Here is a 15,970-nt window from a genome sequence, read left to right as displayed (position 1 = left end):
GCCTCGGAGCACCCGATCGCCCAGGCCATCGCCCGCGCGGCCCAGTCAAAGACAACGGTGGAGGACTTCGCCAACGTCGAAGGCCTGGGCGTGCAAGGGATCGTGGACGGTCACGCGGTGCTGGTCGGCCGGCCCCGGCTGCTGGCGGAATGGTCCCAGCACCTGCCCGACAGCCTGAAAAGCGCGCTGGAAACCGAGCAGGCCAAGGGCCGCACCGCGGTGGCGGTCGGCTGGGATGGTCAGGCGCGTGCGGTGCTGGTGGTGGCCGACGTCATCAAGGCCACCAGCCGCCAGGCGATCGAGCAGCTCAGAGCGCTCGGCCTGCGGCCGGTGCTGCTGACCGGGGACAACGAGGCGGTGGCCAGGACCGTGGCGGCCGAGGTGGGCATCGATGAGGTGATCGCCGAGGTGCTGCCCGCCGACAAGGTCGAGGTGGTCAAGAAGCTGCAGGCCGAGGGCCGGGTCGTGGCCATGGTGGGCGACGGGGTCAACGACGCCGCCGCACTGGCCCAGGCCGATCTGGGGCTCGCGATGGGCACCGGCACGGACGCCGCGATCGAGGCCGCGGATCTGACGCTGGTGCGGGGCGATCTGCGGGTGGCGCCGGAGGCGATCCGGTTGTCCCGCAGCACGCTGAAGACGATCAAGGGGAACCTGTTCTGGGCGTTCGCCTACAACGTGGCCGCGTTGCCGCTGGCCGCGCTGGGGCTGCTCAACCCGATGATCGCGGGTGCGGCGATGGCGTTCTCAAGCGTGTTCGTGGTGAGCAACAGCCTGCGGCTGCGCCGCTTCAAGTGACCGCTGTCCCCATCTGACGGCCGGCGCCATCGAGGCGCCGGCCGCCGCGAACGCCGCGCCGAGCAGCAGCCAGCCGAGCGTTCCGCCGCCGAGCACGAGCGTGGTGAGCGCGACGGGCCCGAGCATCCTGGCCACGGCCACGCCGGTGCCGAAGAAGCCCTGGTACTGGCCCTGCCTGTGGTCGGGGGCGAGCCCGAAGCTGATCTCCCAGGACCCGGAGGCCAGCAGCATCTCGCTGAGGACCTGCAGGCCGGCCGCCACGAGCAGGAACAGCCACCCGTACGGGCTCAGCGCGAAGACCGCGCAGGCCGCGAACATCACCAGACCCGCGTACCGCACCGACCGGGCGGCGGACGGCAGTCCCTTCACGCGCCGGGCCACCCGCACCTGGAAGAGCAGCACGGTGACGGTGTTGAGCAGCAGCAGGACCGAGACCATCCAGGTGGGCGCACTCGTACGTGAGGCGATCCAGAGCGGCACGACCAGGCTGAGCAGCGGCATGTAGAAGAGCATCACCGCGTTGATCAGCGTGATCAGCGCGTACGGCCGGTCCCTGAGCACTGCCAGGCGGGGGCCGGGCGCGGCCGGCGGGACCCGTACGGAAGGCAGCTTGAGCAGCAGCCCGGCGGCGACCAGGAAGCTCACGGCGTCGAGCGCGAACACCGCCAGATAGGCCGGCCGCGTGCCGAGGTGCAGGGCGAGCCCGCCCAGGGCGGCGCCGACGGCCAGGCCGCCGTTGAGCGTGGACTGCAGGACGGCCCGTACGACCGTGCGTTCTTCGGGGGCGATCAGCCCGGCGAGCAGGGCCTGGCGGGCGGCCGACAGGCCCGTCTGCGCCGTCCCGTACAGGCAGGCCACCAGCACGAAGAGCGCGAACGAGCGGACGAACAGGAACGAGGCGACCGCCGTGGCGGTCGTGAGCGCGAGCAGGACGGCGACGCCGCGCGGCCCGCGCCGGTCGGCCAGGTGGCCGAGGGGCACGCCGGCCACCATGCCGACGGCCCAGCCGAGGGTGAGGCCGAGGCCGATCTCGGTGGCCGACAGGCCGACGATCCTGGTGAAGTAGAACGCTGAGGTGACGAGGTAGACGCCGTCGCCGATGGAGTTCGCGAGCTGGGCCTGAGCCAGGATGCGCCGGGGTGCCATACCCTCATCTTCGATCCCCCATTGTCCCGATATAAGCTCCAATTTCCGGCAAAGTGATTGGGCCAAGTTGGACGTTCACATCAGCCTTCAAGGGCGGGGTGACCTGGCCGCACAGGTCTACCGGCAGCTGCTCGACGCCATTCTCGACGGCCGGCTCAGATCGGGCGAGCGGCTGCCTCCGACCAGGGAGCTGGCGCGCAGGCTGGAGATCTCCAGGAACACGGTCGCCGTGGCCTATGACCGCCTGGTCGCCGACGGGTTCCTGGTGGGACGGGCGGGGGCGGGCACGTTCGTGTCGGGGGAGTCGGTGCGCGGCAGGGCGGCCCCGAAGGGTGTGGTGCGGCCGAGGGCGTTCTGGCAGGGGATCGAGGCCCCGCGAGCCATGCGGGGCGCCCGGTACGACTTCCGCGTCGGCATGCCGGACCCGCGCCTGTTCCCCATGGAGTCGTGGCGCCGGCTGGTGGCCCGCGAGCTGCGGGTGAGCGCCGCCGCGTACAGCAGCCCATCCGGATATGAGCCGCTGAGAGAGGCTATTTCACGTCATATAGGTATCAGTCGCTCGGTCCACGCCGGCCCCGACGACGTGCTGATCACGAACGGCGCCCAGCAGGCGCTCGACCTCATCGGCCGCGTCCTGATCGAGCCGGGCGCCTGCGTGGCCGTCGAGGAGCCCGGCTACCCGCCCGCCCGCCTGCTGTTCCGCTCGCTCGGCGCCCGCGTGGCCGGGGTGCCGGTGGACGCGGAGGGCATCGACGTCCGGGCCATCCCCGGCGCCGCCCGCATCGTGTACGTCACCCCTTCGCACCAGTTCCCCCTGGGCACGCCCATGTCACCGGCCCGCCGCGCAGCCCTGCTGGCCTGGGCCGAGCGCCGCCGGGCGGTGGTGATCGAGGACGACTACGACAGCGAGTTCCGCTTCGGCGAGCGCCCGCTCGAACCCCTCCAGAGCCTCGACCGCGCGGGCCGCGTCGTCTACGTGGGCTCCTTCTCCAAGACCCTGCTCCCCATGCTCAGGCTCGGCTTCCTCGTCGCCCCGGCGTCGCTGGCCCCGGCGCTGCGCGCGGCCAAGCAGCTGTCCGACTGGCACAGCGACGTGCCCGCGCAGGCCGCCCTGGCCAGGTTCATCGACGAGGGGCTCCTGTCCAGGCACATCAGGAAGGCGACCCGAGAGTACGCCGCCAGGCACGCCATGATCGCCGAAGCGCTGGCGGGCGACGAGCGGCTGCGCTTGGTCCCGTCCACCGCAGGCCTGCACCTGTGTGCCCGGCTTGCCGCGGATATAGCGGTACGTGCCGCGCCGGATCTCGCGGTGGAGCCGCTGGAGGCGTACTGCGGTGAGAGCCCGGCCCAGCCCGGCGTGGTCCTCGGCTACGGCGGCATCACCAGGGACGACATCCCCGAAGGACTCAGGCGCCTACGGATGTCGACGGCTCCAGAACCGGCGGGCCCGCTCCCCTGACAGCTCAGGGTCGTCGGGCGGCGCTGGCTGCTGCACGATCACGACCGTGGTCCGCGCGTGGCGGGCACAGTACATGCTGGTCGAGGGCAGGAAGATGCGGCTGAGCAGCCCGCGCCGGCTCCGCCCCAGCACCAGCAGGTCGCCCTCGCGGGCCAGGTCGACGAGGTGGTAGCCGGGATCACCGACCCGGCCGATCACCGCCGTTCTGATGTCGTCGGGCACGCCGCCCGCGACGTCGTCGAACACGCCGGCGATCACCTCGCTGCAGCGCGCCTCCTCGCCGGCCCGGAGCGCGTGCTGGACGGGCAGAGCCTCGGGGAATGGGTGGACGGGCGCACGGCTGACGTGTACGGCGACCAGGGCCATCCGGTGCAGCCTGGCCGCACCGATGGCCCAGGCAAGCGCCCAGCGCGAGGCCGGGGACTCGTCCACCCCCACGATCAGCCTCGCACCGCCGGGCAGTTCCTGTTCCACGGTGCCTCCTGTTAAGAAGTACGACCATAGTGCGCCCGCCGGTCGGTTACCGGGAGGTGGCACTTTCCGAACTATGGAGTCCCCCCGCGAACCCCGGCGTAGCATGCGGGGGTGGACCGAGGGTGGGTGCGACCCCGTCCCGCCCTCGACCGGCGGCTGGACGCGGCGCTGACGTACAGGCTCACCTCGCTCGTCGCAACTACAGGCTACGGGAAGTCCACTGCCCTGGCAGGGTGGAGCCAGGCCGTCGGCGCGGTGCTGCACCGGCTCGGGCCCGCTGATCGTGATCTTCCCACGCTGGCGGGAGCCGTGGCATCGGCCCTGTCGGAGCGGGTGGCCGGGTTACCCGCCGACCTGGTGACCGCCGCGGACGCCCCGCTCGGGCCCGACGCCGACGAGGTGTCCAGGGCCGCGGCGCTGGCGGGCGCGCTGGCCGAGGCGCTGGGCAGGCGGCTGCGGCGCGGCCTCGCGCTGGTCTTCGACGGCATCGACGCCATCGTGGGCGCCCCGGGCTCCGTGCGGTACGTGGAGACGCTGGTCCGCGTCGCCCCCAGGCACCTGCATCTGGTCACCGCGTCGCGGGCGCCGCTGCCGTTCCCGACCGCCCGGCTGCGCCAGGACCACGAGGTGCTCGACCTCGACGCGACCGATCTCGCGCTCACCCCGGACGAGACGGCCGCCTGGGCGCGCGACCGGTTAGGCGAGCAGGGCGCGGCCGTCGCCGCCACGCTCCACGACGCCTGCGGCGGCTGGCCCGCCGCCGTGCAGGCCGCGCTCGACGCGCTGGCCCGCGAGGACCCGTCCGGCTGGCCGCGCACGGCCGCCGGGCTGGCCGCCAACTCCGCCACGCTCGAACGCCTCACGCTGGCCGCGTTCAAGGACCTGCCGCCGGCGATGCGCGAGCTGCTGCGGGCCGCCACCGTCCTGCCCGTGCTGACCTCCGGGCTGGCCGCCACGCTCGGCGCGCCGCCTGACACGCTCGACTCGCTCACCAGCCGCGGGCTGTTCCTCGAGGCCGGTCAGGACGGCCACCGCCTGACCTTGACCAGCCGCCACGTGCTGGCCAAGCACGCGCCGCTCGACCGGCACGAAGCCCACGACGTGGCGGCGGTCGCGTCCCGCTGGTACGTCGAGCACGACCAGCCCGAGCTGGCCCTGCGGGCCGCCGTCGCGACCGAGCATCCGAGCCTGGCGGCCGCGCTCCTCGACTCGTACGGCCTGCGTCTGGCCGAGCGCGGGGACGTGGCCGCGGCGCTGGAGCTGCTGCCCGAGGCCGCCAGGAACGCGCCCACCATGATCAAGCTGGCCGGCGTCGCCGAGCAGAACCGCGGCCAGTGGACCCGCGCCCGCGACCTGCTCGCCCGGGCCGCCGAAGGCCCGGCGTTCGACGCGTTCGTGGCCAGGCGGCTCGGCCTCATCGACCACCTGCGCGGCGACCTCGACGCGGCCCTGGCCGGGTACGCCAGGGGATACGAGTACGGCCTGCCGGCCGCCGACGCCGCCATGTGCGCCGCGTCCATGGCGTCGGTGCTCTGGCTGAAGGGCGACCGGGCAGGCTGCGCCGAGCTCGCCGACAAGGCGCTCGAACAGGCCGGCAGCCTGGGCGACCCGAGCGCGCTGGCCATGGCCAACACGGTCCTGGCCATGCTCGCCGCGCTCGACGGCGACCGCCGCGCCAACGACGCCCACTACCTGCGCGCCCTGGAGTACGCCGAACGCGCGGGCGACATCGTCCAGCTCATCCGCATTCACGCCAACCGGGCCTCCCGCCACCTGGACGAGGGCGCCTACGCCGAGGCGCTGGCCGAGACGGAGATCGGGGGCCGGTTGTCCGACCTGGTGTCGTTCGCCCCCTATGCCGCCCTGAACGTCTCCAACCGCGCCAAGGCCCTGATCGGGCTCGGCCGCCTGGAGGAGGCGGCCACCGAGGCCGCCGACGCGGTGGCCAGGTGGGAGGCGATGGGCTCCCGCCTGGTCGGCACCGGCCTGAACCGGCTCGCCGAGATCAACGTCCTGCGCGGCGACCGCAGGACGGCGGCGGCGATCTACCGGCGGATCATCGCCGACTCGGCGCCGTCGGGCGAGGTGCAGTCGCTGTCCAACGCGCTCAACGGCCTCGCCGAGCTGCTGGCCGACGACGATCCGGCCGAGGCCGCACGCGTCGCCGAGCAGGCGCTCGAACACGCCGAAGGCATCGCGGGGGTGACCGCCAGGGTCGTGGCCGCCCGCGTGGCGCTGGCGGGCGGGCGGCACGACGACGCGAGGGCGCTGCTCGACGAGACCGAACCCGTCGCGGTGAGCCGCAGGGACCACGCCTCGCAGGCCGCCATCGCCGAGCTGCGGGCCGAGCTGGACGGCGACACGTGGCCGGCCGACGAGGCCGTGCGCACATGGGCGATGCTCGGCGACCCGGTGGGGCAGGCCAGGGCCGAGCTGGTCAGGGCGGCTCTGGCCGACCCGGCGACCGGTGGCGAGCTGGCCGCCGGGGTGCGCGAGCGCATGCACGCCATCGGCTGCCGGGCGCTCGACGACCGGATCGACGCGCTGATCGCCCGCGCCGCTCCCGCGCCGGGCGTGAAGGTGATCGTCGAGACCATGGGAACGTTCCGAGTGCTGCGGGGCGGCGTGCCGGTCCCGCGTACGGCCTGGCAGTCGCGCAAGGCACGCGACCTGCTGAAGATCCTGGTCAGCCGGAGGGGGAGCGGGATCGGCCGGGAGCGGCTGGTCGAGATCCTCTGGCCGGACCAGGAGGGCGAGGCGGTCGGGCTGCGCCGGCTGAACGTCATGGTGTCCACGCTGCGCGCGGTGCTGGACCCGGCGCACGAAGGTCCGGCGGACGAGATCGTGGTCTCGGACGAGGGCGCGTTACGGCTTGACCTGTCCAATGTGGACGTCGATGTCGAGAAATTTCTGGATATGGTGGCTCAGGCCGTACGGCTGGACCAGGCAGGACGTACGGCCGAGGCGCTGGAGCGGTGGACGGCGGCCGAGAGCGCGTACGGCGGGGAGTTCTGCGAGGAGGACCCCTACGCGGACTGGGCCGTGGGGCTGCGCGAGCAGGCCCGGCTGGCCTACACGCAGGCGGCGGCCAGGCTCGCGGCGGCGCGGGCGGGCGAGCGGCGCTACGACGAGTCCGCCCGCTACTGGCTGCGGCTGCTGGAGCGCGACCGCTACGACGAGCGCGCCCACCTGGGCCTGGTACGGGTGCTCGACCTGGCCGGCCGCCGCGGCGACGCCCGCAGGCGCTACCACCTCTACGCCGAACGCATGCGCGAGCTGGAGGTCGAGCCCGCCCCGTACCCCACCTGAACCAGACCTGAACCGCCCGGCGAGATGGTTTCCAGATGAGAACGGTCATCGTCCGGCTGGTCGAGCCCGAGCAATCCGGCGGCCAGCTCCGCGGGCTGCTCGAAGAGGTGGGGGGCGAGCCGGTGCCGTTCAGCGGCACGGAAGCCCTCCTCGACCTCCTGCGTTCCGCCGCCGGGCTGGCGAGGGAGCGCCGCCGCCTGGACTGAGGAGCGTCGGGAGCGCAGCGACCAGAGCGACGAGGGAAGGCGGCGGCTCCCCGGCGACCGAGCCCGCCTCCGCGGAGCAGAGGCCATGAACGCAATGCATTCCTGAACCTCGCGCGAACCTCCGTGACGACGATGGGTGTCGAGAGGAGGCGCGATGAGCGAGCAGGGGAGCGGTTGGCCGTTCGTCGGGCGAGGGGGGCCGCTCACGACCGTGCGGGCGGCGCTGCGGTCGGGAGCGGGCGTGATGATCGCCGGTGAGGCCGGGGTCGGGAAGAGCAGACTGGCGGCGGAGGCGCTGGCCGGGTTACCGGGGTACGCGGTGGTGCGCGCGCTGGGCACGGAGACCGCGTCGATGATCCCGTTCGGGGCGTTCGCGCACGTGCTGACGGGCCCGCCGGAGGGTGGCGAGAACCTGCTGAGCTGGGCCGCCCGCCACCTGCGCGAGCGCGCGCCGCGGGGCGAGCTGCTGGTCAGCGTGGACGACGCGCACCGGCTGGACCCGGCCTCGGCGGCGCTGGTGCACTATCTGGCGGACAGCGGCGCGGCGCGCGTCCTGGTGACGGTGCGGTCCGGGGAGCCGCAGCCGGCGCCGGTCGCCGCGCTGTGGAAGGACGAGCTGCTCGACAGGATCGAGCTGCCGCCGCTGACGAGGGCCGAGGTCGGGCAGGTGCTCGCGGGCGCGCTCGGCGGCGAGGTGGCCGCGGAGACCGTACGGCACCTCGCGCGGGTCAGCGAGGGGAACGTGCTCTACCTGCGCGAGGTCGTGCAGGCGGGGCGCAACGCGGGCTGCCTGACCGAGCGGGACGGGCAGTGGCGCTGGCGGGGCCAGCTGTCCATGACGACCAGGCTGCGCGAGCTGGTGGGCGACCGGATCGGCCACCTCGACGAGGACGAGCGCGAGGTGCTGGAGCTGGTGGCGTTCGGGGAGCCGCTGGGCACGGAGCTGCTGGTCTCGCTGACCACGGCCCGGGCGGTCGAGCGCGTCGAGGACCGCGGCCTGGTCGTGGCCGTCAACGAGGGCAGGCGGGAGCAGCTGCGGCTCGGCCACCCTCTCTACGGCGAGGTCGTCCGCGGCGGCTGCGGCACGCTGCGGACGCGGCGGCGGCTGCGGATGCTGGCCGACGCGCTGGAGGCCAGCGGGCTGCGGCGGCGCGAGGATGAGCTGCGCGCGGCCGTGTGGCGGCTGGACTCCGGCTCGGTCACGGCCCCCGAGATGCTGGTGTCCGCCGCCCGGCTGGCCTGGGGCAGGCAGGATCCCCACCTGGCCGAACGCCTGGCCAAGGCCGCGATCGACGCGGGTGGGGGCGTGGCCGCGGTCGCGGTGCTCGGCGAGGTGCTCATGGTGCTGGGCGACGCGGACGCGGCGCTCGCGGCGCTGCGGCGGGCGGCGCGCGACGCGGTCACCGAGGCCGACCGCGCCCAGCACGCCTTCAGCCTGGGGATCAACCTGGCGTGGGCGGGCGCGGACGCCGAGGCGTGCGAGGTGCTCGACCTGGCCGCCGTGACGCTGACCGAGCCCGTCTGGCTGCAGGAGGCGCACATCTACCGCGCCGTGACGGACTGCTTCGCCGGGCGGCTGACCGGGGCGGCCGGCTCGCTGGCGCGGTCCCGTTCGTACGGGCCGATGTCGCGGCGCGCCGACGCGCACGCGGCGGCCATGGAGGCGTGGGCCGCGGCGTACTCGGGGCGTACCGGGGAGAGCCTCGCCATCGCCGCGCGAACGCTGGAGAGCGTGGACAGCTGGCGGGACGAGGCGCCGCACGCGCTGCCGAGCTTCCTGGACGCGCTCTGCGCCGCCCAGACGTTCGCGGGCCTGCTGGAGGCGGCGGACCGGTCGGCGGAGCAGGGGATGGAGCTGCCGGCCGCCGAGCTGTCGGTGTCGGGGTTCGCGGCATACCGGGCGATGGTCGGCCGGTTGCGCGGGGACGTCGCGGGGGCGCTGCGCTGGTGCCGGGACGACCTGGCCAGGATGCCCGGGCGGGAGCCCTATCTGGGGCGGGTGCTGGCCGAGCAGGCGCACGCGCTGGCGCTGCTGGGCCGTACGGAGCAGGCTCGGGAGGTGCTGGCGGAGGCCGGCGCGACGGCGTCCAGGTGGGCCTTCACCCGGCAGCACGTGCTGCAGGCCGAGGTGTGGGTGGCGGCCTCCGGCGGCGAGCTTGACGAGGCGGTACGGCTGTGCCTCGCGGCGGCCGACCACGCCGAGCGGCACGAGCTGCACGCCGGCCTGATGTTCGCGCTGCACGACCTGGTACGGCTCGGCGCCCCGGACCAGTCCGCCAGGCTGGCCGGTCGGGTGGACGGTCTCCTGGCCGTGCTCCTTGCCAGGCACGCCCGCGCGATCGGCGACCCGGTCGAGCTCCGGGCGGTGGCCGGGGAGTTCGAACGGCTCGGGATGCTCCTGTACGCGGCCGAGGCCACGGCCCAGGAGGCGGCGGCGTACCGGGACGCGGGCCGCGGCACGCTGGCCAAGGGCGCGCAGACCAGGGCGTGGGCGCTGGCCAGGCGCTGCCCGGGCGTGTCGACCCCGGCGCTGGTGGAGCTGGCCACGCCCGAGCTGACACCGCGCCAGCGGGAGATCCTCCAGCTCGCGGCCGCCGGGCTGACGAACCGGCAGATCGCCGACAGGCTCACGCTGTCCACGCGTACGGCCGCCAATCACCTTCAGGCGGCCTACGAGAAGCTCGGCGTGAACGACCGCACCCAGGTGGGCCGCCTGCTGGCGGCGCTTTAGATCAGTTTCAGCAGGCCGTCGTACAGCGCCCGCCGCTCGTCCTCGGCCAGCGCCTGGTACGGCCGCGCGGCCCACAGGTTGGTCTCCGCCTCGATCCGCGCACGGATGGGCCCGTCCCGCAGGCCGACGATCTCGGCCGCGGACAGGCCCTCCGCCTGCCAGGCGTGGGCGTGGGCGTCGGCGCGGTGGTAACGGAGGACGGCGAGCCGGTTGAACAGGAGCAGGCCCGGCCCGCTCCCCTCGGGCTCGTAGGGAGGTGCGACGAGTTCGAGCGCGCCGCCCGGCAGCCGCTCGGCCCCGTCGAGTACCCTGCCGGTCAGGTGGGCCAGCCGGGGCAGGTCCTGTCCTGCCCAGCTCCGGCCGGCGGCGGCGCTGTGCGCCTCGTACAGCTCCCGGATGAACGCCAGCCCCGAGGCCGTCGCCCTCAGCGCCCCGTCGTGGTCCTCGGCGAGGGTGCCCTCGCTCAGGTGCTCCCGGATCCCGGCCTCTCGCTCGGCCGCGTCGCGGTAGCGGTAGACGGCGCTCAGGCCGGCTCGGGTCAGCGGGCGCAGCGGCAGCACGAATCTGAGGTCGTACAGCAGCCCTGTGCTCACGCCGGTGGTCTCGGCCAGTGCGGTGATCGCTCTGCGGGCGGAAGCGTGCACGTTGACCTGGGCCGCGTCGATGACGGGCGCGATCGCCGCCGCATACTCAGATATTTCCCGAATTTCCGGCATTGTCCGCCATTATGCCCGCGTTCGTGGAGGTGCAGAATGATCGCGTGACCGAGGCTATTCAGGCCGTGCCCATGCCGGCCGCCGTGCGGGCCGCCAGGTTGATCATGATCCTCGACGTGGCCCTCGGCCTGTTGGGGATCGTCATCATGATTGACTTCGGGGCCGTCATCTTCAGCCCTACGTACGTACTGCAGCTTCTGTATGCCGTCTTGACCACCGCGCTCATGGTCTGGCTGGTCTTCCGCTGGTCGTCGCGGAGGAAGGCGGTGCGCTGGGGCGCCGTCGCCCTCGAGGGGGTCCTCGGCGGCGGCAGTTTGATCTTCAGAGCGGCCGACGGCGACCTCACGTGGACCACACTGGCCGGGCTTCTCATCCCGCTGGCAGTGGTCGTCCTGCTGCTGCGCCCGGCGGCGGGCCGCTGGTTCGACCGCTGAGCCCGGTGTCGCGCGTTCCGGCGATCAGACGGGTGTGTTCGCTGATCGCCGGTGCACGGCACCACGATCCGGGTCTTAGCCCTTGCTCCAGATCGCCGCGATGGTGCTGCCCTCGGTGTCCAGGACCTCGGGACGGTAGCCCAGCGCCTTCAGCTCGGTGGCCTTGAGCGTGTAGGTCAGCTTGGACAGGTTCAGGTACTCCTTCAGGCCGGTCGCGCTGCCCTTGCTCCACACGGTGGTGTAGAGCTTGCCGGGCTCGACGGCCATGAGGACGGGACGCAGCCCTTCCTTGGTCTTGGCAAGGAGCTCCTGGCCGCGCTGCGTGACCGTCTGGCCGGTGGTCACCTGCACGGCGCCGGTCGCGGCCCCGGCGACCCAGACGGCCGCGTAGAGCGGCTTCTCGACCGTGCCGTAGACGTCCAGCGAGGCGACGCTGAAGCCGGCGGCGGCGAGCTTGGCGTTGGCGGACGCGAAGACGTCCTTGGTCATGCCGAGCTTGGACTGGACCTTCTCGGTCGTCTTCTCGAAGACCGCCGCGAAGATGGCGCTGGGGCCCGTGCCCGTGCCGGTGATCATGGACGGCACGAAGCCGCTCTTCGCCTGCTCGGCGATACGCGCCGGCAGGTCGGTCGCCGACAGGCCCTGCAGGACGCTCACCTTGCGGGTGGTGTCCTTGATCCAGACGGACGTGTACTGCGGGTTGGCGGCGTTGGTCACGCTCAACGCCTCGGGGACGTAACCGGTGCCGAGCAGCTCCTTGACCTTCTTGAGCTGCTCGGTCGGGTTGAGGCTATCGAGGGAGAGCCAGTCCAGCAGCGGCAAGCTCTGGACGCTCTTGGTGGTCTCGGTGGACTGCTGGGCGCTCGCCGGGGTCGCGATGGCCAGCAGGGGAGCGACTGTCGCCGCCACAGCCGCAGTGATGGCGACGGTCCTCGGGGTCCTCATGATCCTCCTCGGGTAAAGGGTGTCCGTTTCTGGACAGTGAGTGACCATAACAAAGGATGAGCGAGAGTTCACCGGATGTGACCACATACGCCGCAATCTGCGTCAGAAAGCTGGGGGCCCAGGTGTCAGGATGACTGTCAACCCGGGGACGGCAGGGATCGTTCCAACGTCGTGAGGGTCCGGTACGGTTCCAGGCGTGAATGCGGGCATCATCGGGCAAGCCGCCGGCCTGTTCGCCGTGACCAATATCGACGACATCGTCATCCTGGCGCTCTTCTTCGCCCAGGGGGCCGGGCACCTGCGGATCGTCCTCGGGCAGTACATCGGCTTCGCCGGGATCCTCGTGGTCGCCGTCGCGGCCGCCTTCGGGGCCACGTTCCTGCCCGAGCCCGCCGTCCCGTACCTCGGCCTGCTCCCCCTCGCCCTGGGCCTCAAGGCGGCCTGGCAGGTGTGGCGCGACCGCGCCGGCGACGACGACGACCCGCCCGTGCGGGGCGGCGGGCCGAAGGCGCTGGAGGTCGCCGCGGTCACCTTCGCCAACGGCGGCGACAACATCGGGGTCTACGTCCCCGTCTTCGCCACGTCCGGCACCTCGGGCATGACCGTGTACGTGGTCGTCTTCCTGATCCTGGTCGCCGTCTGGTGCCTGGCCGGGAGGTTCTTCGCCACCCGCCCGCTGATCGCCGGGGCGCTCAGCCGATGGGGGCACATCCTGCTGCCCCTCGTCCTGATCGGGCTCGGTGTGGTCATCCTCGTGCAGGGTGGTGCTTTCGGCCTCTGAAGTCCGCTGAAGTCCGCTGAAGTCCGCCGAGAGCTGAAGATCGCGTACCCTGGCAGCCCCCGCGGCTACGCTCGCACCATGACAGCCACCTGGGAGCCCACGGCGGCGGGAGTGCTGCGGCTGCCCTCGGGCCGGCTCGTCCGCGGCCGGGGGCTGCGCCGTCCGCTCCCCGAGGGGCCGCTTCCCACGTTCGCTCTCTACCTGCTGGGCCGCCGGCCTCCGGCCGTCGACTGGGAGCACCGGTGGGTGCGCTGGCCCGACTTCTGGCTCCCGTCCGACCGGGGCGCGGCGGCCGGCGCGTTCCGCGAGGCGTGGGCCCGCGCCGAGTCGGAGCGGGTCGAGGTCGCGTGCGGCGGCGGCCGTGGCCGCACCGGCACGGCCCTGGCCTGCCTGGCGGTGCTCGACGGGGTGCCCGGCGACCGGGCCGTCGCCTACGTACGCGAGCACTACGACTCGCACGCCGTCGAGACCCCCTGGCAACGCCGCTACGTCGCGCTATTCGACGGTTCTTAGGATCTGCTCGATCGAGGTGGTGCGGGCGCGCAGCTCGGCCAGGTCGGCGGCCATCCGCTGCTGGGCGTCCATGGTGTTCTCGGCGAGCTGCTCGAACCGGCGCACGAGCTGCCGCAGGTCGTCCGCCTGATGGGCGTCGAGCTTGGCCTTGCGCATCTCGAACATCCCCACGGCGAAAAGGGCGATCAGGAAGCCGACCACGAGCAGCACCCCTAACGAGAAGATCGCCGCGGGCCAAGAATCGATCATCAGGAGTGCTCCTTGGGTCCTGGACCCTTCCCCGGGTCCGGCCTGGTGAGGGTCTTGGCCGCCTCGGCCAGCGCCGACGCGGTCAGGTGCAGGCTGAAGTCCGCGACTTCGTAGTACTTCATGGCCTTGCCGTCGTCGGACAGCTCCAGGGTGCCGACGATCAGCCCGGCCGCCTCGAGCCGTTGCAGGTGCATGTGGAGGAGCGGGCGGCTCACCCCGATCTCGCGGGCCAGGTGGCTGACGTAGTCGCGCCCGTCGGCCAGCACCGCCATGATGCGCAGCCGCAGCGGGTTGGCCAGCGCCGCGAAGATCTCGACCAGGTCGTCACCCGTCGGTCCCGGCACTGTCATGGCTTCCCGTCACGTGTAATAATTTCCTTACATGTGACCCTAGCACTCAGGTGGCGGTCCGGGAAAGCTCAGGGCTGGGGGTCCCCGCGCGTTCCTGCGGGGACGGCGACCGGGTGCCGAGGGCCAGTCCCAGGGCCAGGCAGACCAGCGGGATCGCCGGGATCACGTACCGCACGTCGAAGGCCGCCAGGAACGGCGGCGAGCAGACCAGCGCGAGCGCCGTGACCCCGGGCAGCAGCGCGTCCCACCGCCGCCGCACCAGCGCCGTCGCCAGCGCGCCGACCAGGGCCAGCATGAGCAGCGGGAACGGCACGTACCCGAACCGCTGGTACGCCCGCAGCCACCCCGCGAACGGCTCCACGACCCGGGTGGCGGCCGGCCCGGCCTCGTACGACTCGGCGATGCCGCGTACCGACTCGCTCAGCGGCCGCTCCGCGGAGGGGAACTTGTACGGCGTCTTCTCGTCCACGGCCGTGCGCTCCCAGCGCAGCAGCTGCGTGAGGTCGGTCGCGACCGCCGCGGCGTAATCGACGGGCTGGGCGAGGATGGCCGCCCTGGCGAACTCCCCGGCGAGCTGGTTGCGATTGGCCGTCCCCGGCACCTTGAGCAGGGGGGAGAAGCTCTCCCACAGCCAGTACGGCGGGTACGGGCGCTGCTCCACCGGCATGTTCGGACAGAGCACGGCCAGCCGCTCCGGAGGCTTGATCACCGAGCAGTCGGCGAAGCTCATGGTCCTGGACCACAGGAAGTTCCCGTCCGCCTCGGTCAGCGCGAACTTCCCCTTCTCCACCTTCGCCCAGGTGGCGTACGCGCCCAGCGGGATCGCGCCCGCCACCACCAGCGCGACGAGCGGGCGCCAGCCGTACCGCCTGATCAGCAGGTAGGCGGCCGTGAGGATCAGCAGCGGCAGGCCGACCGTCCTGGTGATCCCGGCCAGGCCGAGCAGCAGGCCGCCGACGGCCGCCGTGGTGGGGGTGACCCGCCAGACCACGAGCAGGATCGCGACCGTGACCAGCACGACGAAGACCGCGTCCGCCATGATCATGTGTTCGAGCAGCACCAGGAACTCGTCGTACAGCAGCGGGGTGACCAGCAGGGCGGCGCCCCAGCCCGGCAGGCCGCGCCGCCTCAGCAGCGCGTACACCGCCACGGCCAGCGCCAGCATCAGCAGGTGCTGCAGGACCGTCACCAGCGTGAGGCTGTGCGTGGGGCGCAGCAGCGCCAGCAGCAGCGAGTAGCCGGAGGGCCTGGTGGTGCCGGGGGTCAACTCCTCGCGCAGGAAGGCGAACGAGTCGCCGTAGAAGAGGATCGACGGAGGGTATCCGAGCACGGCGAGCACCCGCAGCGCGATCGCGGGCAGCAGGGCGATGACCAGGGCGCGATGTGCCAAGGTGGATCCGCTTCCTCGTGTGTCCGGGCCCCCACAATAGTGGGTGAACCGGGCATCAGCCTGGCCTGATAGGTCAGTTCTGCTCAGGCAGGGGATCGACGAGGATCGCCGGGTCCAGATTTCGCAGGATGCCGGGGCGGTCGGTGAGGATCGGCCACTGGGTGGCCCGCGCGCATAAGATCACGTGGCCCGCGGTGATGTCGCTCGATCCGTCGAGGATCTCGGCGATGTCGGGCACCTTTCCCGCGGTGAGGTCGTCGACCTGGACGGCGGAGCTACTGATCAGATCGAAGAGTTCGACTTTCGTGGCGAGCGGGACGATCGAATAGACGAGGGTGAGTGCGGTCGTGGGAATGCACAGTCCGCCGCCCCGATAAAGACACAGCGCCGCGATGCTGCGCGAATGATTCGTTTTGGCGACCGCGATGTCGACGAGCGCTCCCACATCGAGAACGCGCCCAGGAAGCAT

General features: G+C 72.6%; 16 protein-coding genes. 8 read left to right on the top strand and 8 right to left on the bottom strand.

Annotation, left to right across the window (positions count from 1 at the left end):
- Positions 1-798, top strand: a 798-nt coding sequence (locus AB0L65_RS53020; protein ID WP_364263324.1) for an HAD-IC family P-type ATPase, incomplete at its 5' end; no start/stop codon positions are given.
- On the opposite strand, the gene AB0L65_RS53015 is transcribed toward AB0L65_RS53020, so the two are convergent.
- Positions 748-1,944, bottom strand: coding sequence for an MFS transporter (locus tag AB0L65_RS53015; protein WP_364263321.1), 1,197 nt, complete (start codon positions 1,942-1,944; stop codon positions 748-750). The genes AB0L65_RS53020 and AB0L65_RS53015 overlap by 51 nt on opposite strands.
- A 67-nt stretch (positions 1,945-2,011) precedes the next feature.
- Between AB0L65_RS53015 and AB0L65_RS53010 the strand changes: the two genes are divergently transcribed.
- On the top strand, positions 2,012-3,403 hold the full coding sequence (locus tag AB0L65_RS53010) for a PLP-dependent aminotransferase family protein (protein WP_364263318.1): 1,392 nt from the start codon (positions 2,012-2,014) through the stop codon (positions 3,401-3,403).
- On the opposite strand, the gene AB0L65_RS53005 is transcribed toward AB0L65_RS53010, so the two are convergent.
- Positions 3,359-3,877 (bottom strand): universal stress protein, encoded by a 519-nt coding sequence (locus AB0L65_RS53005; protein WP_319715898.1) that lies wholly within the window; start codon positions 3,875-3,877, stop codon positions 3,359-3,361. The two genes, AB0L65_RS53010 and AB0L65_RS53005, sit on opposite strands and share 45 nt — an antisense overlap.
- Positions 3,878-4,003: 126 nt before the next feature.
- On the opposite strand from AB0L65_RS53005, the gene AB0L65_RS53000 reads away from it, so the two are divergent.
- From AB0L65_RS53000 to AB0L65_RS52990, 3 genes are all read left to right on the top strand, one after another.
- Positions 4,004-7,186, top strand: a complete 3,183-nt coding sequence (locus AB0L65_RS53000; RefSeq protein WP_364263315.1) for a BTAD domain-containing putative transcriptional regulator — start codon at positions 4,004-4,006, stop codon at positions 7,184-7,186.
- A 35-nt stretch (positions 7,187-7,221) separates the two neighbouring features.
- On the top strand, positions 7,222-7,392 hold the full coding sequence (locus tag AB0L65_RS52995; RefSeq protein ID WP_364263313.1) for a hypothetical protein: 171 nt from the start codon (positions 7,222-7,224) through the stop codon (positions 7,390-7,392).
- A 154-nt stretch (positions 7,393-7,546) separates the two neighbouring features.
- Positions 7,547-10,123 carry a LuxR C-terminal-related transcriptional regulator gene (locus AB0L65_RS52990; protein ID WP_364263310.1) on the top strand — a complete coding sequence of 859 codons (2,577 nt, stop codon included), beginning with the start codon at positions 7,547-7,549 and terminating at the stop codon, positions 10,121-10,123.
- On the opposite strand, the gene AB0L65_RS52985 is transcribed toward AB0L65_RS52990, so the two are convergent.
- Positions 10,120-10,839, bottom strand: coding sequence for a hypothetical protein (locus tag AB0L65_RS52985; RefSeq protein ID WP_364263307.1), 720 nt, complete (start codon positions 10,837-10,839; stop codon positions 10,120-10,122). The two genes, AB0L65_RS52990 and AB0L65_RS52985, sit on opposite strands and share 4 nt — an antisense overlap.
- Positions 10,840-10,850: 11 nt before the next feature.
- Here AB0L65_RS52985 and AB0L65_RS52980 point away from each other — a divergent pair, with 11 nt between their 5' ends.
- Positions 10,851-11,273, top strand: a complete 423-nt coding sequence (locus AB0L65_RS52980) for a hypothetical protein (protein ID WP_364263304.1) — start codon at positions 10,851-10,853, stop codon at positions 11,271-11,273.
- Positions 11,274-11,348: 75 nt separating this feature from the next.
- Here the strand turns inward: AB0L65_RS52980 and AB0L65_RS52975 are convergent, their stop codons facing one another.
- Positions 11,349-12,218 carry a hypothetical protein gene (locus AB0L65_RS52975; RefSeq protein WP_364263302.1) on the bottom strand — a complete coding sequence of 290 codons (870 nt, stop codon included), beginning with the start codon at positions 12,216-12,218 and terminating at the stop codon, positions 11,349-11,351.
- Between the two features lie 196 nt (positions 12,219-12,414).
- On the opposite strand from AB0L65_RS52975, the gene AB0L65_RS52970 reads away from it, so the two are divergent.
- Together AB0L65_RS52970 and AB0L65_RS52965 are read left to right on the top strand one after the other, a co-directional pair.
- Positions 12,415-12,999 (top strand): cadmium resistance transporter, encoded by a 585-nt coding sequence (locus AB0L65_RS52970; protein ID WP_364263299.1) that lies wholly within the window; start codon positions 12,415-12,417, stop codon positions 12,997-12,999.
- Between the two features lie 78 nt (positions 13,000-13,077).
- A complete protein-coding gene (locus AB0L65_RS52965; RefSeq protein WP_363977534.1) occupies positions 13,078-13,512 on the top strand; it encodes a protein phosphatase in 435 nt (144 codons plus the stop codon).
- Here the strand turns inward: AB0L65_RS52965 and AB0L65_RS52960 are convergent.
- From AB0L65_RS52960 to AB0L65_RS52945, 4 genes are all read right to left on the bottom strand, one after another.
- Positions 13,495-13,761: a hypothetical protein gene (locus AB0L65_RS52960; protein ID WP_350732337.1), complete on the bottom strand. Its 267-nt coding sequence runs from the start codon at positions 13,759-13,761 to the stop codon at positions 13,495-13,497. The genes AB0L65_RS52965 and AB0L65_RS52960 overlap by 18 nt on opposite strands.
- Positions 13,761-14,111 carry a winged helix-turn-helix domain-containing protein gene (locus AB0L65_RS52955; protein ID WP_350732339.1) on the bottom strand — a complete coding sequence of 117 codons (351 nt, stop codon included), beginning with the start codon at positions 14,109-14,111 and terminating at the stop codon, positions 13,761-13,763. The genes AB0L65_RS52960 and AB0L65_RS52955 overlap by 1 nt, the downstream gene beginning before the upstream one ends.
- A 46-nt stretch (positions 14,112-14,157) precedes the next feature.
- Positions 14,158-15,501 carry a hypothetical protein gene (locus AB0L65_RS52950; RefSeq protein ID WP_364263295.1) on the bottom strand — a complete coding sequence of 448 codons (1,344 nt, stop codon included), beginning with the start codon at positions 15,499-15,501 and terminating at the stop codon, positions 14,158-14,160.
- A gap of 73 nt (positions 15,502-15,574) precedes the next feature.
- Positions 15,575-15,970 carry a hypothetical protein gene (locus AB0L65_RS52945; protein WP_350732342.1) on the bottom strand — a complete coding sequence of 132 codons (396 nt, stop codon included), beginning with the start codon at positions 15,968-15,970 and terminating at the stop codon, positions 15,575-15,577.

Source organism: Nonomuraea sp. NPDC052116 (assembly GCF_040680035.1).
In the GTDB taxonomy this organism is placed as follows: Bacteria; Actinomycetota; Actinomycetes; order Streptosporangiales; family Streptosporangiaceae; genus Nonomuraea; species Nonomuraea angiospora_A.
Note: the sequence above shows the minus strand (reverse complement) of the source record. Positions and strands in the feature narration are given on the sequence as shown.

Excerpts from the sequence above, each read along its gene's own strand:
- AB0L65_RS52995 (WP_364263313.1), top strand. The coding sequence starts at position 7,222 with ATGAGAACGGTCATCGTCCGGCTGGTCGAGCCCGAGCAATCCGGCGGC.
- AB0L65_RS52980 (WP_364263304.1), top strand. The coding sequence starts at position 10,851 with ATGCCCGCGTTCGTGGAGGTGCAGAATGATCGCGTGACCGAGGCTATT.
- AB0L65_RS52990 (WP_364263310.1), top strand. The coding sequence starts at position 7,547 with ATGAGCGAGCAGGGGAGCGGTTGGCCGTTCGTCGGGCGAGGGGGGCCG.
- AB0L65_RS52975 (WP_364263302.1), bottom strand. The coding sequence starts at position 12,218 with ATGAGGACCCCGAGGACCGTCGCCATCACTGCGGCTGTGGCGGCGACA.
- AB0L65_RS52945 (WP_350732342.1), bottom strand. The coding sequence starts at position 15,970 with ATGCTTCCTGGGCGCGTTCTCGATGTGGGAGCGCTCGTCGACATCGCG.
- AB0L65_RS52965 (WP_363977534.1), top strand. The coding sequence starts at position 13,078 with ATGACAGCCACCTGGGAGCCCACGGCGGCGGGAGTGCTGCGGCTGCCC.
- AB0L65_RS52985 (WP_364263307.1), bottom strand. The coding sequence starts at position 10,839 with ATGCCGGAAATTCGGGAAATATCTGAGTATGCGGCGGCGATCGCGCCC.
- AB0L65_RS53015 (WP_364263321.1), bottom strand. The coding sequence starts at position 1,944 with ATGGCACCCCGGCGCATCCTGGCTCAGGCCCAGCTCGCGAACTCCATC.
- AB0L65_RS52960 (WP_350732337.1), bottom strand. The coding sequence starts at position 13,761 with ATGATCGATTCTTGGCCCGCGGCGATCTTCTCGTTAGGGGTGCTGCTC.
- AB0L65_RS52955 (WP_350732339.1), bottom strand. The coding sequence starts at position 14,111 with ATGACAGTGCCGGGACCGACGGGTGACGACCTGGTCGAGATCTTCGCG.